Raw genomic sequence first — 25,140 nt, forward strand, 5'->3', positions numbered from 1 at the left:
CGGTAGGTGATCAACTTGTCAAAAATCGTAGTAGTGGGAAGCTATGTCGTAGATTTAACAGCAAGAACTCCCCACATGCCTAAACCAGGAGAAACCGTGTTGGGTGGCCCGTTTAAAATGGGTCCCGGTGGAAAAGGTGGAAACCAAGCAGTGGCTGCCGCACGATTGGGAGCCCAAGTTACCATGGTCACCAAGGTGGGGAAAGACCTATTCGGGGATGATGCGATTCGAAATTTTAAAAATGAAGGCATTGATTCGCGATTTATCAACCAAGTGGAAGACGAATCTACCGGCGCAGCCCTGATAGCAGTGGATGACTCAGGGGAAAATATGATCGTCGTATCGCTCGGTGCTTGCGGTACCATTACGGAAGAAGAAGTCCTAAGAGCAAAAGCGGCCTTTCAAGAAGGGGATATCATTCTCGTACAACTGGAAACTTCAATGGTTGCCATCAGCACCACCATCAACTTGGCAAATAAACTTTCAAAACCAGTGATCCTAAATCCGGCACCATTTCAAAAAATATCAGATGAACTCCTAGCAAAAGTGAACTATATCACACCTAACGAAACCGAAGCCGGACTACTTACAGGGGTGAAAGTGACAGACTCAGAGTCAGCAAGAAAAGCTGCAGAAATACTGCTAACTAAAGGTATAGACACGGTTATCATCACTCTCGGGAAACAAGGCTGCTACCTTATACAAAAAGGAGAGAGCACCGGCAAAGTCATACCAGGCTACCAAGTCCAAGCCGTTGACACAACCGGCGCAGGAGACGCCTTCAACGGCGGATTCGCCCACTTCCTAGCAGAAGGCAAATCCGTAGAAGCTGCGTGCCAAAGGGCCAATGCAGTAGCAGCCCTATCTGTCACCAAATCCGGCACATCCCCAGCTATGCCATATGGTGAGGAAGTGGAAAAGTTGGTAGGGGAGTCGAGGGGACAGGGGCACTGACCCCCGTCTTGGCTTTAGAGGTTGAAAGTATACAGGGACGGAAAAAAGAAAGAAGGGTGTGAGGGATGCCTCCACCCTTCTTTGTGTGTGGAGAATTATCTAATTGTGAAATAAATAGATAGCGAATATATAACAATTCTATAAATCTCATTAACATCGTTTAACTGACTAAAGCCTCAAAAATAACGTGAAATGTTTATGTATGTTAATCGAGGGAATTTAAGAACAAAAGTCGAAAATACTCAATAAAGGAGTGCATGTAATATGGCAAAGCTGTTAACTGCAATAGGTATCAAGTTTGTGGCAACCTTAGTTCTGTTGTATGTAATCCTCGGGGCAATTGGAGGTCTCTCTTTTGGAAGCGTTCTCTTGATTGCCGTTGTTCTTGGACTTGTTTCCTATATGGTGGGGGATATGCTTATTCTAGCTAAAACGAATAATATAACTGCTACCATAGCTGATTTAGGACTCGCATTTGTACTGATATGGTTGATGGCTACAAGCTTCTCAGATGGAGGAATCATCGGAACAGCAATCATTGCCGCCATTGCTGTTACGGTATTTGAATTCTTCTTCCACGAATACCTCTTAAGAAAGGTATACGATGGCAGATCATCTGATAGAGTTGCCCCTCATAAAACCGAGAAAAGCTACACTAATTAACATAAGGCTAGACAGAGGGTGTCCAAGTGGGGGCACTCTTTTTTTTGAGGGTCCAAATAAAAAACTTTTTGGTATAAAGGTAGGGAAGCTCCCCCTTCTATATATAGTATAGACATCACTTTTTTAGTAAGATTAAAAGACCATATTATGAATTTTTTGGAAGTTAATATATCTTCGAGCTAATTTATGAAGTATAGTAGAAATATAGACTATATACATAAAAGTGAGGTTAAGACATGGTGACGAGAAACAAATCATTAACCGAAGAAGCTATTATGAAAGCTCTAGATTGGTCTTACGACAAAGCAGTAAACGGTGGAATACCTGGTATGGACACCGCTATCGAGTTGGCACAAAATTATGAAAAGAAAAGTGGCTCAATAATAGAAAATGTTAATAGTTTAATTAAATGGCAGAACACTAAGAGTGCTACAAGTGGGTTCTTATTAGGTCTTGGTGGTGTAATTGTTATGCCTGTTGCAATTCCAGCTAACATCACAAGTGTAATTTTAGTACAAATTAGAATGGTGGCTGCTATTGCCCATATGGGAGGCCATGACTTAAAGTCAGATGAAGTAAAGACATTCGTGTATACTTGTTTAGCAGGGAATGGAGCAAAAGATCTTCTAAAAAATTCAGGTATTCAAATAGGAAAAAAACTAGCTATTAGTGGTATAAAAAAGATTCCAGGTGAAGTAATAAAGAAAATTAATCAAGCTGTAGGCTTTAGATTGCTAACTAAATTTGGAGGCAAAGGGGTTATAAATTTAGGGAAAATGGTCCCCTTAGCTGGTGGGATAATAGGTGGAACGGTAGATGCAGTCTCTACGAATACAATTGGAATGGTAGCACGTAAGTTATTCATAGACGATTCTAACGTGGATAAACCTTACAAAGACAGTGAGCCAATTATTATAGATATGAAGTAGGTTTTTTTTAACACAAATAGTTTTGATCACAGAGAGGCGAACTAATCATTGTCTCTTATTTTTATTACCTCATAGGCCAATCCTCCCATTTTCCAATTCCATGCAGGAATTTCTCCATTTAAGTCGAAACGTGATAGTTTTGCATATACAGATTTTGTAAAATGATGGAGAGAGGAGGGGAATGATGAAGGTTTTAGATGTATCATCCCTGCATGAGGGAATCAAAGGGATGAGCCGGCAACTTTCCGAATTGGAGAACCAACTAAATGCCGTGGAGAATGGGATTCGATCCTTTGTTGCCTCAAAGGATTCCTTCCGCGGCAAGGGTGCCAGCGCAATTAGGCGGTTCTATGAATATGCGCACCTCCCATTTCTGCAATTCTTCCAAACGTTCCTCGCGAACTTTCAAACTAAGCTTCAGCAGTTGCAGTATGAGTTGGATGGACTTGAGGGGAATACGCACGGATTTATCGATGAGGGATTCCTGACAAGTGAACTGGAGAACGGATTGAATCAAATTAACCGAATGGTGGCAGAACTGACAGGAGAAACGAATTCCCAACTCAGCCGAGTGGGTGACATCGTGTACCTCCCAAGGCTGCAGGATCATCAGTTTCATGAGGGCATCCAGCAAGCCAAGCAATCTGCCAGACAAACGGTGGACAAGTTGCACCAGTTCGACTACCAACAAACCCAGTCGTTCACTGGTTTGGTGGAGGACTTGTCGCTAATCAATAGTTACATAGAGGAAATGAGCCAGCAGTTTGCATCTGGTAAGATAAATATGAAGAGCTTTTCGCCGGTGATGCTACAGGATTTGGAGGCGTACGGGAAGTTGCAGACGAGGCTATACAACCAGACCGTCATGCAGCGATGGAACAGCGAGCATTATCCGGAGCTTGGGGTGTTCTATCCAGTGAGGCATGCGGCGTCGTTTGATCAGTGGGTTAATCCGAGTTGTGCGAAACCGGAGCCGAAGAAAAAGTCCATGGGAGAAGCATTGTGGGACTTTAATGTAGGTTTTGGCGAGGGAGTCATTTCAGCTGTTTCAGACACTTGGGACGGGATTAAACGATTAGCAACAGAGCCCGACCAGGTGGTGAAAGAAACAATCGAGTTCATAGATGCTGTAGCCTCGGACCCAGCTATATTACTAGAAATAGGCCACGAGCTCTATAACTCCTTCAACGAATCCGTCATCCACGGAGATGCGAATAGCCGAGGCGAATGGTTAGGTTACGCGACCACTATTATCGGAACTGCAGTAGTTGGGGACAAAGGGATCTCTAGAGTAGGTAGTACCATTGGAAGACTTGGTAGCCGAGTGGAAGCAGACCTGAATATCAAGCTAAAAGATCAGCAGGTAAAAGCGTTGAGTTCCGCTAAGCATTCATCTGCCGCTGGTTTGGAGCGGGTGCGTGAGTTGATGAATGGCGTGCTCCCGAACAAACAGTGGACACCGGCCTTTGCGGGTGTTCCTTCAAATGTATTGAACAGTTTTCGGATTTATGACAAGGTTAATGATGTAAAACAAAATATTATAAATAGGATCGAGTTGTTAGCTGGTAAGGATAACCCAAGGACACGGTTGCCAAAAAGTAATGGTCATTGGAAAGGTGAACCTGGTAATGGAACATGGTATTCAGATAAACCGGAGGTCAAAAGAATTACAAATGGTGAAGGAGTAGAATTTAATGAAGGTAGACCTAACTTTACCCCTTGGTCAGAAGGTGAAATAGTATTTGAAAAAGGCCAACTTAGTGGGACGATTAATGATTTTTCATTAGTATATAAGCAAATACAAGAGCAATATAATTTGCCTTCAAAAAATGCTGCAAAGAAATTATTAAAGCAAGCAGGTGTTACACCACATCATAAGTCGGATACAATAATTGAGTTAATTCCAACTGATTTGCATATGAATATCCCACACATTGGTTCTGCATCAGATTTAAGAGGAGGCTATTAGATGGAGAAATTAAAAGCAAAGTTAGAGCAAATTATTGATTTTGATTTAAGAGATACCAATACAATATGGAACGATGACGAAATAAAGAAAATTGAAGAAAAATTTAATATAAATTTTCCTAATGACTATTTTTATTATTTAAAATATTTCGGCAATGATTATATCAAAGAAGATTTTCGACTAATCCCATCTTTAGAATTTCAGAAATTAAAAAAACAGTCTCAATTCGAAATCGATTCTTTATATGGGTTAAATAATGATGAAAATAATTTGGAGGACAAGATATTTAGTTACAAAAAAATACTGCCAGATAATATGATTCCTATTGCTGATTTACCAGGTGGAGATTTAATTTGTATTGGTGATGAAGATAAAGTATATGTTTGGTTTCATGAAATGGAAGGTGAAAATATATTTTTAGTTTCAAACTCTTTTAAGGATTTCATATTTAGTATTAGTAGAGTACAACATCAAGAAAGTAATATGAAGAACGTTAAAGTAAACTTAGGGAATAGGTTAAATGCATTTTTAAATAATGCTTCAAATAAAAAGTAACTTGGTCTAAGAGATAACTTTCAATATAATTTACTTTTAGTCGAGAAGATGAAAACTCTTTGCCCCATCTTATAATCAGGTGGGATGAATTCAGCAAGAAAGAAATTAAGAGGTATAGTTCTTTTAATGAGTACTTAGAGGACAGCTTAGAGGTAATTGAAAACTGGTAGAGTATTTAAGGTTTGAGGATTAAAATCTTCAAGCCTTTTGTTTTAATATTTTTTGAGAAGGAGTTCTAATAGAATGGAGTCAAAACTTTAATGAAGTTAACTAAAGAGGAATTAGTCATTCTTGTACAGAAGATATTAAAAGCTGATGGATCAGAAGAAGAATTGGATAATATGATAGATACGGTAGAACAGAATGTTCCTCATTCCAATGTGAGTGACTTAATTTTTTGGAATGAAGAAGGGTTAAGTGCAGAAGAAATTGTTAATAGAACACTTAACGATCAATCTAAAATCTTTTAATGAGTAGATAGGAATATTTGCACTAAGCCAAGGGAACCATCCTCGCTACTGATTTTCTAGAAATTCATAAAGTGCTAGGGGGATAATATGGAAGTATTTGAAGATTATTTCTCAGGACTACAAGCAGACATGGTGGCTATTTGTCTAGAATACGTAGCCAATAAAGCAGATGATATTTTTATTTATTGTTCATATGAACCTCAAATGTATGTCATTGACTTTTTTTATAAAATTAATGGAGAAGTTGTTCATAAACATCAGTTAAACAAAGCTGTAAAAGGAGTAGATAGTCAAAATAATCAAATTTATGATGTTTCAAGAGGTAGGCAAAAGACAGCCCTTAGAATAGGTAATGAAGAATTAAAGCTCATTCATAAGAAGTGTAAAGAGTACAAAAAAGAGATGCCAACAGAAATGAAATTACATTATAATGTAAAGCAAAATAGCCTAAAAGGTGAATATAAATATGAATTGGTTTATTCGACAGAGTCAGAACTACTGCCAGATGATATTTTTGAATTGTGGTTTAAAGAAGTTAAGGGAATAGCCTTTAAAAATTGACCTTGGTTGGGTTAAGCAACCAAGGTCTTTCTTCAGAAGGAAGTTGTAGGTATGTTGATTTATTTTGTGTGAATAAGGAGATATATAAGGAATATGAATAAACAAGAATTACAGCAAACCTTAGATAATGAAAATGTTCCTTGTGATTTATACAATTTAAATGGGGGATTACCTAATGAAGCTTTTTGCTTAAACAAAAATCAAAATACATGGGAAGTATATTATAGTGAAAGAGGTCTGAGGACTCAAATAAAGAGATTTCGTTCTGAAGAAGAAGCCTGTGATTATTTTTATAAAACTGTACTAGAAAATTGTAAGTATTAAATGTTGAGAGAAAGAGATGGAAAAAAGCTTCAGCACGCCTTGCCAATTAGAGGGACAACTTTCAAGAAACAATTGATAACTGGTAGAAGAGAGTTGTGGTGACAGGAGCGCTGAGCCGTCTTCACTTTAAAAATATTTTATCAAGGAAAAAGGACCCTTGAACCTTGAACCTTTTACCATTTTTATGTGTGTTAGCGAGGAAAGTCATCTTTTGTAACCCAAGAGACTATTAGAAATAAAAGGGAAGAAATGGAGCCAAAAACCAACACCTTTATATTTTGGACACCATTTGATAATTGTTCAATACAGATGCCTAAAGATACAATGGTTGCAGAACTAAACCACCATCTTATGTGGATAGAAGTGCTGGAGAATAATTGTTTATGCTGTTTGTTTATGATAAAGCCCATATAGTAGAGCATCACGGATATACATAATACCCAATAAAACATACAATCACCTCGATTTGAAATCACCTAAATCCATTAATTATCTCCCCTAATATTAACATCAAATTCCAAGAAAACTTGTAATGAAATTTAATAATCCCTCAAATATGAGTACTAGAAATCTTCAAAGGAGAAATGGGGTAAGGTTCCTATTCTCTTAACCATTTAGGCTACAAAATTTATAAAAACATCCCTACGGATAGGAGTTTAGGAGTATAATAATGTTATATTATTCCTTTTTATCTTTACTCAACAGTTTCGAGGGGGGACTTTATGTACTGTCCAAAATGCGGCACAGAAAAACAAAAGGGTGATCGGTTTTGTAGTGGATGTGGAACAGGAAAGGGTAACTGGAAGCTTTATTTGATTTTTACAATGGTGCTTCTTCTATTTTTCACGGTAAGCGGACTGGTCTTTATAAAGGTTACGGACATATTGGAAAGCAAGCAGGTACCCGTACAGACTCAACCTACACAGACACAGCAAACAAAAGAAGTGGTTAAGCATGAGGAAGAAAAGCAACAGCCATTGCAGCCTGTGGTGAAAATAGAGGAACCAAAGGCAGAAGAAGTCAAAGAGCTCACTGATATTATTGCGGAGGCCCAGCAGCAGGTCTACACCATTTTTACTGATACAAGTCAGGGGTCTGGTTTCCTATACAATAAGGAAGGTATTGTGGTGACAAATGCCCATGTTGTGGAAGGGAGTGTGAATGTAGTTGTTCGCACCATACAAGGCACAGAGCATCAAGGAAAAGTAATAGGGTATTCAAATGAGATTGATGTCGCAATTCTGTCCGTTCCCGATTTCACCAACAGGGTGCCAATAGAAATGGAAACAGAAGATACCACTGTTATCGGTGAAGAAATCATTGCCTTGGGGAGCCCGCTTGGACTAGAGAATACCGCGACTATGGGCTATATAACTGGGACAAACAGAGACTTTTACATAGACAATTTCATCTATGAAGACCTTTACCAAATCTCAGCACCAATCTCTCCAGGAAGCAGTGGAGGCCCATTATTATCCCAAAAAACGGCCAAAATCATTGCCATCAATTCCGCTGAAGACACGAGAGACACCAATATTGGGTTCAGCATTCCCATCTACACGATTGTAGAGCTAATAGAAGCATGGATCCAAAATCCAATGTCCGACCAAGAAATTGCTTCATTATTTTATTATGCTGATGGAATTTATTATTACGACTATCTGTGGGAGTTGTTTGAATACGGCTACTTCAATGGGGGCTATTACTCCGACGAATCTTCTTACTATGAATACTGGGAATATGACAACGACTGGCTCTATGACTGGTACATCGACGAAGGGTACTATTATGACGAAGAAACAGACTACTGGTACTACGACTACAATGAAGAAGAGGCCGAGTATGAGGATGACTATTGGTATTATGAGGAAAACGAAGATTATGAATACGAGGAAAGTGACTGGTACTGGTACGATGAAGAAGAGGTGGAGTACGAGGAAAGTGAGTGGTATGAAGAAGAATCTGAGTACGAGGATAGCGAGTGGGACTATGAGTATGACGAGAGTTTAGAAGATGAAGAAGATGATTGGTACGATGAGGAAGAGAATGATGAGGAATATAATGAAGAAGAGGGTTGAGGCCTCCGTGGGTCGCGGTGCCTGTCCCTATGACTCAGAAAGGGAGGTGCCTCTTTGTCCAATCTCCAGAAATTCGTAGTTATTTTTGTAGGTAGCATAATTTTATTACCAGTGTTATATTTTTTAGTTCCTATCGTTTTACCTTTTCTTTTTTTAGCAGGAATGCTCTATTTAAAAGCCAACTATTCCATCATAAAAGGGGCCGTTGGGGAGAGGGCAGTGAACAACGAGTTAGAAAAACTGGGACCAATATTCACTGTGTATCATGATTTATATGTACCAAGTGTAAATGGTCGTACATCTCAGATAGATCATGTAGTGACTTCTCCGACCGGAATCTTTGTTATTGAAACAAAGCATTATGAAGGATGGATCTTCGGGAAGGAGAACCAGCGCAACTGGACCCAGGTAATCTATAAGCGAAAAGAGAAATTTTTGAATCCGATTTGGCAGAACTATGGGCATATCCAAGCATTAAAGGATTACCTTGGAGAGCACCATACCTTCCAATCTATCATTGCTTTCTCAAGCAGATCTACGTTGAAATTTGAAGACGATTTCAGCTCTGCAAGGGTTATCCAAATCCCGCAACTAAACAAGGTCATAAAGGAATCGTTAAATCGGCAAATAAGTGAAGTAGAGCTGCGAGGAATTAACAAAGCCTTAGAGAAATTGGTCATCCAAGATCCGAAGCAAAAGAAAATGATACATAAGCAACATGTGCAATCGATAAAAGATAAACAAAAGGAAAAGAAAACGGCGGCTACAAACCCGACTGTCAAGAAACAGACTCTTAACCAAGCCATAGCTGAATTATGCCCGAAATGTGGTGGGCAGCTTACTATCAAAAAAGGTAAATATGGATCTTTTTATGGGTGTAGTGGATTTCCAGTTTGTAGGTATACTCGGACGGGATGATGAGACAGGCCTCAGATCTACTTTTCTCTGAATTTATGATAATGCCCAGAAGGCCGTTACCTAAAAACCCGAGGATTAATCTCGGGTTATTTTTGAGCTTAGATCTTCGATTTCCCCTTTAATCTTCCACTATAACTTTTTTCACCTTCTCCTTATTAAAACTAATTGTTATGTCAACACCGAACTATGTGCAGAACTTAAAAATGAACCAATTATTCCAAACAGCACCGACCCTGGACCCAAAAATAGTGAACAACTTTTCTAAGAAGAATAGGATTGCATTCAAGCATACGGAGAGGTGGAGATGTGGTAAGCGACAGTTCCATCGATTCCATGTTATTTAATAGAAAAAACGGGTAGTAAATAATAAGAAATATTTACAGGGAGGTGAATAAAATTATGGCACAGGATGTACTATGTGAAGTAAACAACTGTGTATATAACAAATCAGGAAACAAATGCGGAGCTCCTCAAATTTACGTAGCCAGCAACAAAGGAAAAGAAGCGGAGACAAGTCATGAAACAGACTGTAAAACATTTAAACCCGAATAAATATTGGAAATATAGATGAAGCATGGGTGCGATTCCTATGCTTCTTTATTTGGTTAACAATACATCCATAAATAGACTCATAACTTCTTGTTAATTGAAGAAAAAAGGGATGTAAGGAATCTCTTAGGTGAAAAGTTGGAGACATACCTTCAATCCAAAGAAAAAATGGTTGCACATGGATAAAAAATGTTGTAAGATACTAAGTAAGCGCATACAGAACGGATTGTTACTGTTAATTCAGGCAAAACCGAATCCCTTGACAGAGGGAAGGTTTTGCCTTTTTTGTTATCGGAGGTGGAAGAAGTGAAGATTAGTAAAATACTGAACAATAATGTGATTGTTTCCATGAAAGATGATCAGGAAGTGATTGTCATGGGCCGCGGGCTTGCCTTTAACAAGCGTGTTGGAGAAAACATTGAGGAAGATAAAGTAGAAAAAATCTTCACTTTGGAAGACCAGGATATCACAAAGAAATTTAAAACCCTGATTGCGGATATACCAATGGAATATATGGAGCTGTCAGAAGACATCATACTTTTTGCTAAGCAGAAGCTTAGAAAAGAACTGAATGACAGCATTTATATCTCTTTGACGGATCATATTCATTTTGCGATAGAGCGTTATAATCAGAATCTGCCTATTAAGAATGGGTTGCTCTGGGAGACGAAGAACCTTTATAAAGAGGAGTTTGAAATTGGTCTGGAGGCTCTGAATAAGATTTGTGAAAAATTTGATGTTATTTTACCTGAAGATGAAGCGGGATTTATTGCCCTTCACATCGTAAATGCTCAATTTAATGAGGACATGACCAACACGGTGGATATGACGAAAGTAATCCAAGATGTGTTAACCATCGTGAAGTACAGTTTCAAAATCGAATTTGATGAGTCCTCCTTACATTATCATCGGTTCATCACTCATCTGAAATTCTTCGCTCATCGCTTGGTCAGGGGCGAGCACCATAGAAATGGGCAAGAAGATGATCTGTTAAATGTCATTATCAATAAGTATCCGGATGCTTATCAATGTTCATTGAAGATCAAGAAATTTGTAGAAAAGCAGTATCGATATAAACTTACTGAAGAAGAATTGCTATATTTAACGATTCATATCGAACGTGTCGTGAAAAAATAAATATTTTTTTCCGTTTAGGATTGTTACTCTATGAGGCTAAACCTGAATTACGGGAATGACGGGCGACTAATGTCTTGTCTTCACGTAGTTTGGGTTTTTTCTTTTGGGAAATGGTTTGAAAATTATTGGGGGTGTAAGAAGATGAAACATAAAGAGTTAGCAAAAGAAATATTGGAGTTGGTAGGCGGTAAGAAAAATGTTAATAGCGTTTTTCATTGTATTACTAGACTTCGCTTTAAATTAAAAGACGAAGCAAAAGCCAAAACGGAAGAACTGAAAAATTTAGATGGTGTTGTAACTGTTATGAAAAGCGGTGGACAGTATCAAGTCGTTATTGGGAATCATGTCCCAGAGGTTTATAAGGAAGTTGCAGCGATTGGAGGCTTCTCCTCGAATCAAAGCGAGACGGATGAAGAAGAAGGCAGGGATAAGGGCAATTTAATGTCCCGTTTCATCGATTTGATTTCTGGTATTTTTACCCCAATTTTGGGTGTGTTAGTAGCTGCAGGTATGATCAAAGGATTTACCGCATTATTTGTTGCGCTGGGTTGGATAAATAATACAGGCGGAACGTATCAAATATTGAATGCAACTGGTGACGCACTGTTCTACTTCTTACCTGTCATTCTTGGTTATACAGCCATGAAGAAATTTGGCGGAACACCATTTTTAGGAATTGTCATTGGTTCTGCCCTTGTTTATCCTAATCTTTCTACATTAACTGTTGGTGAACCGTTGTACACATTATTTGCAGGTACTTTATTCGAGTCACCGGTATTCATTGAGTTCTTAGGAATTCCAGTTATTTTGATGACCTATTCATCCAGTGTTATTCCTATTATCTTAGCATCTTTCTTCGCAGCAAAGGTAGAAAGGGGATTTGCTAAAGTTGTGCCAAGTGTTGTAAAAGCGTTCTTAGTTCCAACACTGACTTTGCTAGTAGTTGTACCTTTAACATTTATCCTAATTGGACCAATTGCCACCTGGGCAGCTAATTTTGTTGGTCAAGGAACGATATGGGTATATGATCTAAGCCCGATTATCGCAGGGCTTTTCCTTGGGGCTTTCTGGCAAGTATTTGTAATTTTCGGTTTGCATTGGGGACTTGTTCCTGTAGCTTTTAATAATCTGGCGACCCAGGGTTATGATCCTATCTTAGCAATGATATTCGCAGCTTCTTTTGCTCAAACGGGTGCTGTGCTTGGAGTCTGGTTAAAAACAAGAAATCAAAAATTAAAAACACTGAGTGCTCCAGCATTTATCTCTGCTATTTTTGGTGTGACAGAACCAGCAATCTATGGAATTACACTTCCTAAGAAAAAGCCATTTATCATCAGCTGTATTGCAGCTGGGATTGGCGGAGGTTTAATAGGTTTCTTTGGAACAAAATTGCACGTCATGGGTGGACTTGGGGTATTTGGTTTCCCAAGCTTTATCCATCCTGAAGAAGGAATGAATACTGCGTTCTGGGGCTTCCTTGGGGCAATACTACTAGCCACTATTCTAGGTTTCGTTTTAACATACTTCTTTGGAGGAGTGAACAAAGATGAAGCTCCATTAGAAAAAAACGATTCTACAGCAAAACAAGGTGTCACCATTAACAGCCCGTTGAAAGGCCAAATCGTTCCATTAAGTGAGGTTCCTGACCAAGTGTTTGCTTCTGAAGCAATGGGTAAGGGAATAGCTATTTTACCCACTGAAGGACGTGTGGTTGCACCAGTCAGTGGAACCATTACAACCTTATTTAAAACAAAGCATGCAATCGGTCTTACTTCAGATGAAGGAGTAGATATCCTGGTTCATGTCGGGATTGATACCGTACAACTTGATGGTAAACACTTCGCTGCTCATATAAAGCAAGGAGATAGAGTGAATGCAGGGGATCTTCTTGTAGAATTTCAGATTGAGAAAATTAAAGAAGCTGGCTATGAAGTGGTAACACCTATCATCATTACAAATCACAGTAATTTTGCAAGTATAGAAGGAACGACAGTGAAAGCTGTTAACGCTAATGATCCGTTAATTAAAATCAAAGTACCAGAAGAGAAACATGCAGAGGCTAGTGAAAACATAGCAGATGTAAGAGCTTAGTAATGGAATAGATATGGTTGTTTGAAAAGTAAAAACCATATCTTTTCTTTTTATGAATAGGGAGGTAGTAGGATGGAAAAAGTTAATGGATTTTCAAGCGGCTTTTTATGGGGCGGCGCTATTGCGGCAAACCAGACTGAAGGTGCATACCTTGAGGGTGGAAAAGGGTTAACAATTGTCGATTTACTTCCGACAGGCAAGAAGCGATGGGACATAATGAATGGAAATATTGAAAGTCTAGAGCCAGAGGAAAATGAATTCTACCCAGGCCATGAGGCAATTGATTTCTATCATCGGTATAAAGAAGATATTGCACTATTTGCTGAGATGGGCTTTAAAGCGCTGCGTTTATCTATTTCATGGGCAAGGATCTTCCCTAATGGTGATGATGAAGCACCAAATGAGGAAGGCCTGAAATTTTATGACGATGTATTTGATGAACTGCTTAAATACAATATCGAACCTGTGGTCACAATTGCTCACTTTGATGTTCCGGTCAATCTGATAGAAAAGTACGGAAGTTGGAGAAATAGAAAACTAGTTGTTTTTTTTGAGCGATATGCAAAAACGATTTTTAAACGCTACAAAAATAAAGTGAAATATTGGATGACATTCAATGAAATCAATATGCTGCTTCATTTACCTTTCATCGGGGCAGGCCTTGTTTTTAAAGAAGGAGATCACAAAAAACAAATTCAATATCAAGCGGCTCACCATCAGTTGCTTGCCAGCGCACTGGCTGTTAAAGCAGGACATGAGATCAATCCCGACTTTCAAATAGGTTGCATGTTAGCTGCGGGGATGACCTATCCATATAGCTCAAATCCTGATGATGTTTGGGATGGGATGGACAAGGATAGAGAATCTTTCTTCTTCATCGATGTTCAAGCAAGAGGGACATACCCTGGTTACGCAAAACGCTATATGAGTGACTTTGGCATTGAAATTGAAATGAAGCCTGAAGATGAAGAAATTTTGAAAAACGGATCCGTCGATTATATTGGATTTAGTTATTATGCATCACGCACGACTAGTACGGATCCTGAAGTTCTTAAACATCAAACATCAGGTAATGTATTCGGTTCAATTGAGAACCCTTATCTGGAAAAATCAGAATGGGGATGGACAATTGATCCAAAAGGATTCCGCATTACCATGAATCAATTACATGACCGTTATCAAAAACCTTTGTTTGTTGTAGAAAATGGATTAGGTTCCCAGGATGTACCTAATGAAGAGGGAGATATTCCGGATGATTATCGAATCGATTACTTGCGTAAACATGTTGAACAAATGAAAGAAGCAGTTAAAGATGGTGTGGAACTTATCGGATATACAAGCTGGGGACCAATTGACATTGTGAGCGCATCAACGGGTGAGATGAAAAAGCGTTACGGTTACATCTATGTTGATAAAGATAATGAGGGTAATGGAACAATGGAGCGAAAGAAAAAGAAGAGCTTTTACTGGTATCAAAATGTAATCAAATCAAATGGTGAAGATCTATAAATTGGAGGTAATAGTATGAGTAAAACATATCAATTTCCAAAAAACTTTTTATGGGGCGGCGCAACAGCTGCCAATCAAATGGAAGGCGGGTTCCACGGTACTGCAAAAGGACCGAACCTCGCTGACGTATTACCTGGTGGCAAAATCCGTATGAAGCTTTTATCACAATCTGGTTTTGACTTTGAAATGGATACAGCAAAATATACGTATCCTAACCATGAAGCAATTGATTTCTATCATCGTTATAAGGAAGACATTGCGTTGTTTGCCGAGATGGGCTTCAAAGTGTTCCGCATGAGTATCGCATGGAGCCGTATTTTCCCGAAAGGCGATGAAATGGAGCCAAGTGAAGAAGGATTAGCGTTCTATGATAGTGTATTTGACGAACTGCACAAACACGGAATCGAGCCATTGGTGACAATTGCTCACTATGAAACTCCGTTACATTTGATAAAAGAATATGGTGGATGGAAAAACCGTAAATTGGTGGAATTCTTTGAGCGTTATGTCACGGTTCTATTCAACCGCTATAAAGACAAAGTGAAGTATTGGCTGACATTTAATGAAATCAACGGTGCTACACACTTCCCATTATTCGGCCTTGGATTCTCTGCAACGAGTGACGAAACACGTCTGCAGGAAAGCTTCCAAGGATTGCACCATCAATTTGTGGCAAGTGCCATTGCAGTAAAACTTGGCCATCGAATCATTCCAGGTTCACAAATTGGCTGCATGCTTATCTATGCACCAACATACTCCTACGATGCCAATCCCGAAAACGTGATGCATGCCTTGGCAGATGGAAGGATGTTCAATTTCTACTGTGGGGATGTCCAAGTTCGAGGGGAATATCCGACGTTCTCCAATAGATTCTTCAAAGAAAATGATATTGTGATTGAAATGCAAGAAGGTGACCTGGACATCATTAAAGAAGGAACGGTTGACTTCATCTCTTTCAGCTACTACATGTCCAGAACGGAGAAAAAGAATAAGACTGCAGAAGAAATCGGGGAAGGAAACCTGATTGGCGGGGTGAAAAACCCATTCCTTAAAGCGAGTGACTGGGGCTGGGAAATCGACCCGACTGGTCTACGAGTTGCCTTAAATGAATTATACGACCGCTATCAAAAACCCCTTATGGTCGTTGAAAACGGATTGGGTGCTTATGATAAGGTGGAGGAAGATGGCAGCATCATTGATGACTATCGCATTGATTACCTGCGTGATCACATTAAAGCGATGGGAGAAGCGGTGGAAGATGGTGTCGACCTCATCGGGTATACTTCATGGGGATGCATCGACCTGGTGAGTGCATCATCAGGAGAATATTCCAAGAGATATGGCTTCATATATGTTGATAAACATGATGACGGAAGCGGTACAATGGAAAGAAGCAGAAAGAAATCATTCTTCTGGTATAAAGATGTTATCAGCAGCAATGGTGAACAATTATAAGGGTAGAATAACCAACCTGGGTTTATCAAATGAACGCACGAAGAGGGGGCATCCTTTTTCCGTGCGTTTTTGCATTTTGAAACTTCCTTGACATACTACCTCTCCCAAGCTAAAATGAATGATATTCAGTCATTATGATTGGAGGAGTTACTATAGTGGATAAAAAAGAAAAAATCGTTCAGGCCTCCATTGAGGTTTTTAAAGAGAAGGGTATAGAAAAAGCGAAGATCTCGGATATTGTAAAGAAGGCGGAGATTGCTCAAGGAACATTTTATTTATATTTTCCTTCTAAGCTTTCGGTTATGCCTGCTGTTGCAGAGCAGATTGTCTTGAATTTTATGAGAAGAATTGAAGAGACTGTTTCGATTGACGCTTCCTTAGAGGTGCAGCTCACCCAATTGGTGGAGGCCATTTTCTACGTAACAGGTGAGTTCCGCGATGTTTCTGCCATTGTCTATGCAGGTATATCCACCACGGAACATATCAGCAAATGGGAAACCATCTATACACCGTTATATGAGCAGGTAGCTTCCATATTGGAGGAAAATAAAAGCCGTAAACTTATCAGGGATACGGTTGACCCAAATCGGACCTCCCAATTATTGCTTGGAATGATTGAATCTGCAGCAGAGCAAGTCTTCTTATTTAATGATTATGAAGCTGATAATGAGGCAAAACAGAAGGCAGAATTACTGACTTTCTTGGAGCATGCTTTACGTCCGTGAAGTGTGTTTTTATTTTTTGGTATAAAAATGAATGAATGTCATTCATATTATCTACAAGAGGTGAATCAACATGAACAAGTATTGGATTTATGTAATCATAACCTGTGCGCTGGAGATGGTGTGGGTCTATGGCTTTAGTACAGCTCAGGCTGTGTGGCAATGGGCGCTCGTCATCCTGGTTATTGGGATAGACTTTTATTTTCTGGCAAAAGCGTGTGAAGGGTTGCCGACTGGAACCGTGTACGCGGTTTTCGCGGGAGTTGGTGCTATCGGAACGGTTTTGATGGATTATTTCCTTTTCCAAGGGAGTATGAATATGCTCAAACTACTTTTCATCGGGGTACTTGTAGCTGGTGTCATCGGGCTAAAGCTTGCTGATAACAAAACAGAAGAAAGGGTGCAGTAAAATGGGTTGGCTATTTGTGACCTTTGCAGCAATAAGTGAAATTATCGGTGTCATCGGCCTCAAGCTGTTCAGCACCAAAAAAAATATCAAAACGGGCTCGCTCTTCCTAGGGGGATTCGGGTTGTCCTTTTTCCTTCTTTATCAAGCATTTGCCTATCTACAATTAAGTATCGCCTATGCTGTATGGATTGGGATCGGAACAGCCGGAGCCGTCCTTATAAACATGTTCTTCTTTGGCGAATCCAAAAGTAGTTCCCGTATCTTCAGTTTGATACTGATCATCGTTGGGGTTACTGGTTTGAAGTTGGTTTCTTGAGTAAGGGGTGAAGGGGACAGGTACGTCGATCCAATTAGGACGCGGTGCTTGTCCCTTTCGTCCATCCCTATGATAAAATCAAAGTAACAAGATTAAAGGAGAGCCCATATGTTAATTCAATGTACGAAGAAACTGTTTGACGAGTTGAAAATTACACCTGGGGAAACTAACAAAGAAAGTAATCCGCTGCTGGGGTGGCACGCTAATTTTTTGAAGTTTGGTAGAGAAAAGTTCTTTGTCCTCGTTAATGATAAAAATCGGTATGCCATTGTGCTATATGGCTTGAAAGCGAAGGATAAGAAGAATTTTGACACATTGATCAAGGATGCAATCTGTGAGGTTTTTCAGGCGGAGTCTATCAAGGAAGAGGTCATTGAAGCATATTTCAATTCCTCAACAGAGACGATCTTCACCAAAACGAAGGACCGTAAGTTGGTTGCAAGGCTGAATAAGGCATGTGAAGCTGTGCACTTTGGAGAAAGTTTTTGGGAACCGGATTCAATCGTGCAAGTAAAAATGAGCAAGTGGATCAGTTCCATGTTGGTCGGAGACGGGAAGAAGGCTTATTTATACCCAAATGTTCAAATGTATAAGGATTTGGAGGAATTTTCAGGACAATCTGTATTTAATACAGAAGCATTGGTGCTGAAGGTCACACTGGAGCTTGAAAAATACAATGTGTGGAGGCGGATCACCGTTCCTGTAGGCATCACCTTCCCAGATTTACATGACATTTTGCAGACTGCTTTCTCCTGGCAAAATAGCCATCTTCATAACTTTGAAATTTTTGAAAAGAAGGAAGACGGTTCCGGATGGCATGATCGACCAAGCCTTAACCTGGTTTGTAATGATGAGGCCCTTGCCTATCAGGGAGGAGTTCCTATGAAAATGGAAACAGGGGAAAAGCTCAAGGATTATGTGGAGGCAAAAGTTGTGTATAATTATGATTTCGGTGATGGTTGGAAGCACACAATTGAAGTAGAAGAGACTATCAATGACTACACGGCCAACTTCCCCATTTGCAGTGACGGTGAAGGCAATGCCCCGCCTGAAGATGTTGGAGGAGAGCTGGGCTATGAGACATTCCTCTCTATTATAAACGATCCATCCCATGAAAATTACCAACAAACAAAAGAGTGGGGAGAAATGCAGGGGTATGAGGAGTTTAATATGCGTGATGTTAATTGGCAATTGAGGAAGCTGTGAGGGGGTTTAAAGTTGGTGGAGTGATTGGCAAGCTGACCAACTTTGAAAGAGCGTTCCCTTTAAACTAAAGTAAAAATGGGTCGAGGGACCAACCATGTCCCTGCGACCCATCCAATTAATGTTCCACCTGTGGTACCTTCGTTTTCTCTTTAGACAACATCCATCCCAGCACCCCGATTAACACAAGTACAGACCAGAATGTGATTTTCCATGGAGCTCCTTTTGCAAAACCTTCTGAAAGGATCGCCAACTCCGGGTGGGAAAGTGCGTACACCCCAAGTTTTACCCCTACCCAACCGACCACAAAGAATGCAGCTGTCTCAAGTCCGGGGCGCTTTTCAAGCAAGGTGACAAAATAGCCGGCCGCGAATCGCATGATGACCAAACCAATGATCCCACCTGTGAGGATAACAGCAAAATGTCCGCCGTCTAAGCCACCGATTGTCGGAAGGCTGGTTGTCGGAAGCATGACGGCAAGGGCAACGGCAGCTAGGATGGCATCTACTGCAAAGGCAATGTCAGCCAGCTCCACTTTTATAACGGTCATCCAGAAGCCGGAGCCTTTCTTTTTCTCGGCATGCTTCATGAGCTTAGGCTTTAATACATGCTTTTTCAGAAGGTGATATACAGCAATCCCCAACAGATATAATGCTCCTACAGCCTGAACCTGCCATATGTGTACAAGGTAGGAGATAAGGAACAAAGATCCGAATCGGAACACAAATGCCCCCGCCAATCCGTAAAATAAAGCCTTTTTCCGTTGATTCTCCGGTAAGTGCCTTACCATTGTCGCAATAACAAGCGCGTTATCCGCAGCGAGAATCCCTTCCAGACCAATCAGTATGAGCAACACCCAACCGTATTCAAGCAATAATCCAACATCCAATTATTATCTTCCTCCGCTCCATTGATCTATTATTTATGCTCATCATGCAAAACAAGGTTCATTTAAATACTTGGTGATGGTAATGCCAATGATCTTGGCGGATTATGAAGATCCAAGGTTAATATGGAAACGGCATACAATTTCAAGGTGACAAAAAAGGTTAACCAGATTAAAATATTTTTCTCAGAAAGATGATTCAATTACGTTCGTTTTTCTCCTTTTACGTTGAGTTTTTGATATAGGTAGTTTTTTGCAAGATTTTGTTGTTTAGATGGTCATTCCCTCCTTGGAAAATACAAAAAACCTTTACCAAATGCATGGTAAAGGTTTGGAAATGCACAAATATATCCCTTTACCATCATGGCAAAGGTCTCGCAAACAACGTTTAAGTTGCCAGTTAAGCCGGTGATATTGCTACCACGTATTGTCGACATAACTGTCAGCTACTCCCCTTTGGAGTATATAGGCTCAAGTTGAGCATAACACTAACTCACGTGCTATTGAGAATATAATAGTATGTTTTGAAGTGATTTGCAAGAGAAATGTTTGCAATAGACAGGTTATTTTTTGACATCTCTTTACCGGCGATCTTCTTTTTTCAACTTAACCTCTTTAACAGCCTCACTCTTCGAATAAAAACTAATTGTAACCTCCACTCCGAACTCAGCATTCCCCTCTTTTAGCCACAACTTGAATTTTTCCGTTGTTAATACTGGACCTTCCTGTCTACCTACATGAAGATAATCGACTATATCCGCTTTAGGATAGGCTTCCTTTGTCCGTTTCATCGCGAGTTGGCCCCATTTTGCATAGCTTGGTGTTTGTTCCCTTGATTCTTGTATGGCTTCTATAAATGGTGCTGGTTGAAATCCCAATAGCAGTAGACATGCTATACATGAAAATAGTGTACTTTTCCTCATCATAATCCCTCCAATTATTATGTATAATGCCCATTTGTTGTGGGATTAGTTTGTAAAAGAGAGTATGTTTGGAAAAATAAGGATAGAGAGAGGTTCTGAAGAAAATAGTAGGGTAGGAGGCAAGCAGTATTTTAATATGTTTTTATGAAGGTTGGGGTGGGGCGCGACGCCAACACCAATGATACAAGGAGGGGAAGCTATGCGACATTCATCTTTCGTGTTAATCCTGTTTGGTATTTTATTCCTTACTGCTTGTGGATCTCAAGCAGTGGAATATGAAGAGAGCACTTACTCACATTTTGAAGATAATAAAATGATCGGAAATGTATGGGATGTTAGTACGGGTAGAGTTGAGGTTGACATTTCCGAATGGGAAAAACGAGATAGGAAAGGGCCAAATGGAACAGATGAGGGTTACTTATACATCGCTAAGGTGGGGGAAGAAACGACAATTAAGCATGAGGACGGAACCGAGGCATCTATTGAAGACCTAAAGAGGGGGCAAAAAGTATTGGTGACCCCACCTAGGGGAGGGAGCTTTGAAGGTACACCAGAAGAGATTATCCTTTTAGAGATGACCTACGAAGAAAAATATGCAAGGCTGTTATCACATGTGGACGGGTATAATCTAGTTGTTATGTATGAAGAAGGTTCTACCTTACCTGCAGAGTTGCAAGAGAGTCTTTATGAAGAAATCCTGGATATCACGGATGAAGAAGTGGTTGCTACTTGGAGGCCTTACGATGAGGAATATGTGGTGGATTACAAAGAAGAACTTGGGATTCCCGAATTTCCGATTATGTTGGTCTTTGATAAAGAGAAATTGGTCTATAAGACGAATGATGTGGAGGAATTGTATGAGTTTTTTGAGTATTGACTTATAGATTTTTGGAGTGATTTTTAGGCTATTATTTTTTTAAGATAGAAATTTTCAATCAAACGTTTGATTAAATGAATTTTTGGTGGCTATGTATTAGGGATGTGAGGACAGTGCCAAGTATCGACTAATCTCGAATGGTTTATCGAAATAACTTCAGTTGAGCAGAGAGGTTACCTTGCAGGGGTGGCCACTATTACACCGAGTTAGATTAGTGAAGTGAATTAGTCAATAAAGTGGATGAATTATTCAATAAAATGGCGAAAGTATACAATAAAACCTCCTAATTATACAATAAACTCGTTCAAATTAACGACAATCCATATATTTACATAAATCTCGCTATATTCTCAATCAAGTGATCTTCCTGTTTTGATTACGGGTATGCCTCTGCGGTCCAACCTACTCCCATGATACCGTTGGTTCCAACACCGTCAACGTATTATTCGTCGTATTCAGATTGACGCTGGCGCCAATTGGGATGGCCGCTTTATATCTGCCGTGTCCGGTGGCGAGGTTGATCATCAGTGGTTTATTAAAAGGAACAAGAAAGTAATTGACTAGGTCTGAGTATGTAGTGTTGTAGGAAGCGGGACAATCCGTGCATTCACCCATGATGATGCCGATACAATCGTTGAATTTTCCTGCCATGGACAGCTGGGTAAGGAAGCGGAAAATCATCGTAGCAGGTGCATGGACTTCTTCAAGGAATAAAATTTTCCCTTTCGTATCAATTTCATAGGGAGTGCCAAGGGTATTCACGATGGAGGTCAGATTGCCTCCAACGATGGGACCCGTCACATTTCCAGGCGTCACACTCATCAGCGTCATTTCTGGTGGATTTTGAATAGTGCGTGGTGATGTGAACGTGGAGGTGGCTGCGAAAAATTGATTAAAATTATAAGCAGGCGTTTCCGCTCGAAAATCAATTAGCATCAAGCTATGAAAGGTAGTTAGATCACTGAATTGATAGAGGCTATTCAACAGGACCGTGTTGTCGCTGTATCCTGAAATGAGCTTAGGATTCTCCTTGATCACATTAAAATCTAGAAAAGGAAGGATACCTTGCACTCCTGTCCCACCACGTGTCGGTAGGATCATCTTCACATCAGGATTCTGGAACATATCCATAATATCCTCGGCCCTATTGTCAGCAGGGGCAGAAACAATCCCATCAATAGAATACACATAATTGCCAAACACAACGTTAAACCCCATATTCCTCAAAAACTGCACCCTCGCATCTATAATCGCTGCATCTATGGGACTTCCTGGAGTAACCAATCCAATCGTATCTCCACTTTGTAGAACAGGTGGTTTAATGGCCATTATCCTCGCTCCTCAAAATTCATCTTACTTCTATATATATGATGGGAATTATTTTTGAGAAGGGGAAGGGGGAAGCAACTTAAAGTAAGGCCCATATCAGTATAGTTTCACTTTTTACGAGCATATTAGTTAACGACCCAATGCACTCCTAAAGGGAGAAACATACTAATATATGCAAGGTGAATGATAAAATGAAGCCCATCCATCCTAATCTCGAAGATACTATCAACAACCTTAAAACTTGTTTTCATCATACATCCTCTCTTTCCATAAGAAAGCTTCAAGCTGGTACCGAAAGTACTTTATATATGTCGCTTGTTTATATGGAAGGACTAGTGAATACAGATAAACTGGAGACTCATATAATTGAACCTCTGTTAGAATTAGATGATGAAATAGAGCGGGATGATTCCTTCATGGATAACGTTTCCCAAAGAATCATAAGAACAGCTGGTACTAACATAGCCAACACACTGGAAGAATTGATAGATGCTCTTCTTGATGGACACACCGTGTTATTAATCGACGGATATGCCAAGGGGATTATTGCTAAGACGGTTCAGATGAAAGAAAGAAGTATAGAACAAGTAGTTAGTGAGCGTTCCCCAAGGGGCGGGATGGTAGGATTAACTGAAAAACTAGATACAAATATAGGGTTATTGCGTGGCATGTTAAAGACTTCAAGTTTTTGTACAGAATCCATGAATATCGGAACTATATCCAAAACTGCCATATCCCTACTATACATTCAAGGTGTCGTGGATCAAGATGTGTTATCCGAAGTTAAGCGGCGTATAGATAAACTGAAAGTTAACTATGTATTAGAGGCAAAGCTGATTGAAGAAGCTATGGAGAATCCATATAAAGATTTTTTATTTACTATGTCTGAAACCTCTGAACGACCTGATGTTATTACTTCCTCCTTATATGATGGAAAAGTAGTAGTGCTAGTTGATGGGAATCCCTATGGAATCATCTTACCAGGCTTATTTATATCTGCCCTCCACGCACCAGATGAATATAATCAGAAACTGGGCCGTTTTAGCATTCGTTTTTTGAGGCTAATCAGCTTTATTATGACAATCTATATCCCGAGCGTTTATGTTGTCATGGAGAAATTCTATTCTGATAAGTTACCCAAAAATGTTGCGGAAACTTTGTTTAAAGGGGATGAGCTGCTTTCCCCTTTTTGGAGTATGATTATTTTATTCTTTTTATTAATGGTTTTAGTCGATGCCATTTTCAGGATTCCTCAAAGTGCGATCATACTTGTTTCTTTGTTGGCTACCATCGCAATTGGAGAAACAGCAGTTTCTGCAAAAATAATACACCCGGTGAGCCTCATATTAGTGTCCATCACCTATTTAACAAGCCTTTTACTAGCATCGAAACAAATGGCAGCCCCTACAAATACACTGCGATTTGCATTTTTATGGATTGGAAATTATTTCGGACTTCCTGGCATGCTTATTGGTACAACCATTTTGCTCATCTATATGGTTACACTTCGTTCTGTTGGAGTGCCGTATTTAGCCCCAATTATCCCCTTTCGAATGGAACAGTTTAAGGATACATTCTTCAGAGGTAGATTAGAAAGGGTGAATAATAGTAAACATAGTTTTCCTAATGTTGACGGAAAGTAAAGTGAGGGACGAGGGAGTAGATTACTCGTTTCTTTTATAATCTAAGAGTATAAGATTACTGCATCAGAATTAACACACACTTAAGCGCAAAGGAAATCTTCCTTTGCGCTTTAACATTATAAACTATACATACACTCAATTCTCAACCTGCCCAGCCGTTTTGACAAGCATTGAATATCGTTATGATGACATGGGACAAGTCACAGGTAAGGTATTTAAAAGCAAAGAAGGGTCAAATCCCGAAACAGTCAGAGAGACGACCTTGGTTTATGATGAACTGGGCCGACTTGTAAAAGAAACCGGATTGGCTGATGGGTTAATTACAGAGAATCGCCATTTCTATGATGAAAATAATAACATCTTAAAGAAATGGATCTACGATCAAACAGTAAAAATTCCGTCTAATTTTGACCCAGATGGGGACGGTATCTTCGACAGTGTTACCGTCTATCAATACGATAACAATAACCGTTTAATCAAGGAATCCATCTCTCATACAGGAACCGAAACAATTAATGAATTCAACGACAGGAACGATTCAGAGACATTCAAGAACTTCCTGGGAGATACAGTCGTTTACTATGATGCCAATGAACGTGTCAAAGAAATAACGACACCGAATTTCGACTCTTTCAATACGAGTATCAAGTAGATGATTCCATTACGAAAG

The 25,140-nt window shown here is 39.6% G+C and carries 25 protein-coding genes; 22 read left to right on the top strand and 3 right to left on the bottom strand.

Annotated features, from left to right (window positions below):
- Positions 1-6 precede the first annotated feature (6 nt).
- The 19 genes from rbsK (at position 7) to EKQ44_RS07235 (ending at position 18,815) form a co-directional block, all read left to right on the top strand.
- Positions 7-954, top strand: a complete 948-nt coding sequence (rbsK, locus tag EKQ44_RS07145; protein WP_414491259.1) for a ribokinase — start codon at positions 7-9, stop codon at positions 952-954.
- Positions 955-1,218: 264 nt separating this feature from the next.
- Complete coding sequence (locus tag EKQ44_RS07150) at positions 1,219-1,617, top strand: DUF2512 family protein (RefSeq protein ID WP_237662869.1); 399 nt, start codon at positions 1,219-1,221, stop codon at positions 1,615-1,617.
- A 236-nt stretch (positions 1,618-1,853) separates the two neighbouring features.
- On the top strand, positions 1,854-2,546 hold the full coding sequence (locus EKQ44_RS07155; RefSeq protein WP_237662870.1) for an EcsC family protein: 693 nt from the start codon (positions 1,854-1,856) through the stop codon (positions 2,544-2,546).
- A gap of 181 nt (positions 2,547-2,727) precedes the next feature.
- Positions 2,728-4,515 (top strand): T7SS effector LXG polymorphic toxin, encoded by a 1,788-nt coding sequence (locus EKQ44_RS07160; protein ID WP_237662871.1) that lies wholly within the window; start codon positions 2,728-2,730, stop codon positions 4,513-4,515.
- Complete coding sequence (locus tag EKQ44_RS07165; protein WP_237662872.1) at positions 4,516-5,070, top strand: SMI1/KNR4 family protein; 555 nt, start codon at positions 4,516-4,518, stop codon at positions 5,068-5,070.
- 260 nt (positions 5,071-5,330) lie between these two features.
- A complete protein-coding gene (locus EKQ44_RS07170; protein ID WP_237662873.1) occupies positions 5,331-5,540 on the top strand; it encodes a bacteriocin immunity protein in 210 nt (69 codons plus the stop codon).
- Positions 5,541-5,627: 87 nt separating this feature from the next.
- Complete coding sequence (locus EKQ44_RS07175; RefSeq protein WP_237662874.1) at positions 5,628-6,101, top strand: DUF600 domain-containing protein; 474 nt, start codon at positions 5,628-5,630, stop codon at positions 6,099-6,101.
- A 93-nt stretch (positions 6,102-6,194) separates the two neighbouring features.
- Positions 6,195-6,425 carry a hypothetical protein gene (locus tag EKQ44_RS07180; RefSeq protein WP_237662875.1) on the top strand — a complete coding sequence of 77 codons (231 nt, stop codon included), beginning with the start codon at positions 6,195-6,197 and terminating at the stop codon, positions 6,423-6,425.
- Between the two features lie 722 nt (positions 6,426-7,147).
- Positions 7,148-8,503: a trypsin-like peptidase domain-containing protein gene (locus EKQ44_RS07185; RefSeq protein WP_237662876.1), complete on the top strand. Its 1,356-nt coding sequence runs from the start codon at positions 7,148-7,150 to the stop codon at positions 8,501-8,503.
- A gap of 162 nt (positions 8,504-8,665) precedes the next feature.
- Positions 8,666-9,421, top strand: a complete 756-nt coding sequence (locus EKQ44_RS07190) for an NERD domain-containing protein (RefSeq protein WP_237662877.1) — start codon at positions 8,666-8,668, stop codon at positions 9,419-9,421.
- A 399-nt stretch (positions 9,422-9,820) separates the two neighbouring features.
- The gene (locus EKQ44_RS07195; protein WP_237662878.1) at positions 9,821-9,973 is read left to right on the top strand and encodes a DUF1540 domain-containing protein; all 153 of its coding nucleotides are present in this window, start codon (positions 9,821-9,823) and stop codon (positions 9,971-9,973) included.
- A gap of 303 nt (positions 9,974-10,276) precedes the next feature.
- Positions 10,277-11,107 (top strand): BglG family transcription antiterminator LicT, encoded by an 831-nt coding sequence (licT, locus tag EKQ44_RS07200; RefSeq protein ID WP_237662879.1) that lies wholly within the window; start codon positions 10,277-10,279, stop codon positions 11,105-11,107.
- Positions 11,108-11,248: 141 nt separating this feature from the next.
- Positions 11,249-13,198 carry a beta-glucoside-specific PTS transporter subunit IIABC gene (locus tag EKQ44_RS07205; RefSeq protein ID WP_237662880.1) on the top strand — a complete coding sequence of 650 codons (1,950 nt, stop codon included), beginning with the start codon at positions 11,249-11,251 and terminating at the stop codon, positions 13,196-13,198.
- A 72-nt stretch (positions 13,199-13,270) separates the two neighbouring features.
- Positions 13,271-14,707 (top strand): 6-phospho-beta-glucosidase, encoded by a 1,437-nt coding sequence (locus tag EKQ44_RS07210; protein ID WP_237662881.1) that lies wholly within the window; start codon positions 13,271-13,273, stop codon positions 14,705-14,707.
- Between the two features lie 15 nt (positions 14,708-14,722).
- A complete protein-coding gene (locus EKQ44_RS07215) occupies positions 14,723-16,162 on the top strand; it encodes a glycoside hydrolase family 1 protein (protein WP_237662882.1) in 1,440 nt (479 codons plus the stop codon).
- Positions 16,163-16,314: 152 nt separating this feature from the next.
- A complete protein-coding gene (locus EKQ44_RS07220; protein WP_237663315.1) occupies positions 16,315-16,887 on the top strand; it encodes a TetR family transcriptional regulator in 573 nt (190 codons plus the stop codon).
- 70 nt (positions 16,888-16,957) lie between these two features.
- Positions 16,958-17,293 (top strand): DMT family transporter, encoded by a 336-nt coding sequence (locus EKQ44_RS07225; protein ID WP_237662883.1) that lies wholly within the window; start codon positions 16,958-16,960, stop codon positions 17,291-17,293.
- A gap of 1 nt (position 17,294) precedes the next feature.
- Positions 17,295-17,609 (top strand): DMT family transporter, encoded by a 315-nt coding sequence (locus EKQ44_RS07230; RefSeq protein ID WP_237662884.1) that lies wholly within the window; start codon positions 17,295-17,297, stop codon positions 17,607-17,609.
- 108 nt (positions 17,610-17,717) lie between these two features.
- Positions 17,718-18,815 (top strand): plasmid pRiA4b ORF-3 family protein, encoded by a 1,098-nt coding sequence (locus EKQ44_RS07235; protein WP_237662885.1) that lies wholly within the window; start codon positions 17,718-17,720, stop codon positions 18,813-18,815.
- A 115-nt stretch (positions 18,816-18,930) separates the two neighbouring features.
- Here the strand turns inward: EKQ44_RS07235 and EKQ44_RS07240 are convergent, their stop codons facing one another.
- Together EKQ44_RS07240 and EKQ44_RS07245 are read right to left on the bottom strand one after the other, a co-directional pair.
- Positions 18,931-19,701 carry a TerC family protein gene (locus EKQ44_RS07240; RefSeq protein ID WP_237662886.1) on the bottom strand — a complete coding sequence of 257 codons (771 nt, stop codon included), beginning with the start codon at positions 19,699-19,701 and terminating at the stop codon, positions 18,931-18,933.
- A 578-nt stretch (positions 19,702-20,279) separates the two neighbouring features.
- On the bottom strand, positions 20,280-20,624 hold the full coding sequence (locus tag EKQ44_RS07245) for a DUF3889 domain-containing protein (protein WP_237662887.1): 345 nt from the start codon (positions 20,622-20,624) through the stop codon (positions 20,280-20,282).
- A 196-nt stretch (positions 20,625-20,820) separates the two neighbouring features.
- Between EKQ44_RS07245 and EKQ44_RS07250 the strand changes: the two genes are divergently transcribed.
- Positions 20,821-21,498 carry a hypothetical protein gene (locus tag EKQ44_RS07250; RefSeq protein ID WP_237662888.1) on the top strand — a complete coding sequence of 226 codons (678 nt, stop codon included), beginning with the start codon at positions 20,821-20,823 and terminating at the stop codon, positions 21,496-21,498.
- A gap of 402 nt (positions 21,499-21,900) precedes the next feature.
- Here the strand turns inward: EKQ44_RS07250 and EKQ44_RS07255 are convergent, their stop codons facing one another.
- The gene (locus EKQ44_RS07255) at positions 21,901-22,827 is read right to left on the bottom strand and encodes a S66 peptidase family protein (RefSeq protein WP_237662889.1); all 927 of its coding nucleotides are present in this window, start codon (positions 22,825-22,827) and stop codon (positions 21,901-21,903) included.
- A gap of 191 nt (positions 22,828-23,018) precedes the next feature.
- On the opposite strand from EKQ44_RS07255, the gene EKQ44_RS07260 reads away from it, so the two are divergent.
- Both EKQ44_RS07260 and EKQ44_RS07265 read left to right on the top strand, forming a co-directional pair.
- Complete coding sequence (locus EKQ44_RS07260; protein ID WP_237662890.1) at positions 23,019-24,470, top strand: spore germination protein; 1,452 nt, start codon at positions 23,019-23,021, stop codon at positions 24,468-24,470.
- Positions 24,471-24,573: 103 nt separating this feature from the next.
- Positions 24,574-25,122 carry a hypothetical protein gene (locus tag EKQ44_RS07265; RefSeq protein WP_237662891.1) on the top strand — a complete coding sequence of 183 codons (549 nt, stop codon included), beginning with the start codon at positions 24,574-24,576 and terminating at the stop codon, positions 25,120-25,122.
- Positions 25,123-25,140: the final 18 nt, after the last annotated feature.

Source organism: Sutcliffiella horikoshii, from assembly GCF_021991925.1.
GTDB lineage: Bacteria > Bacillota > Bacilli > Bacillales > Bacillaceae_I > Sutcliffiella_A > Sutcliffiella_A horikoshii_F.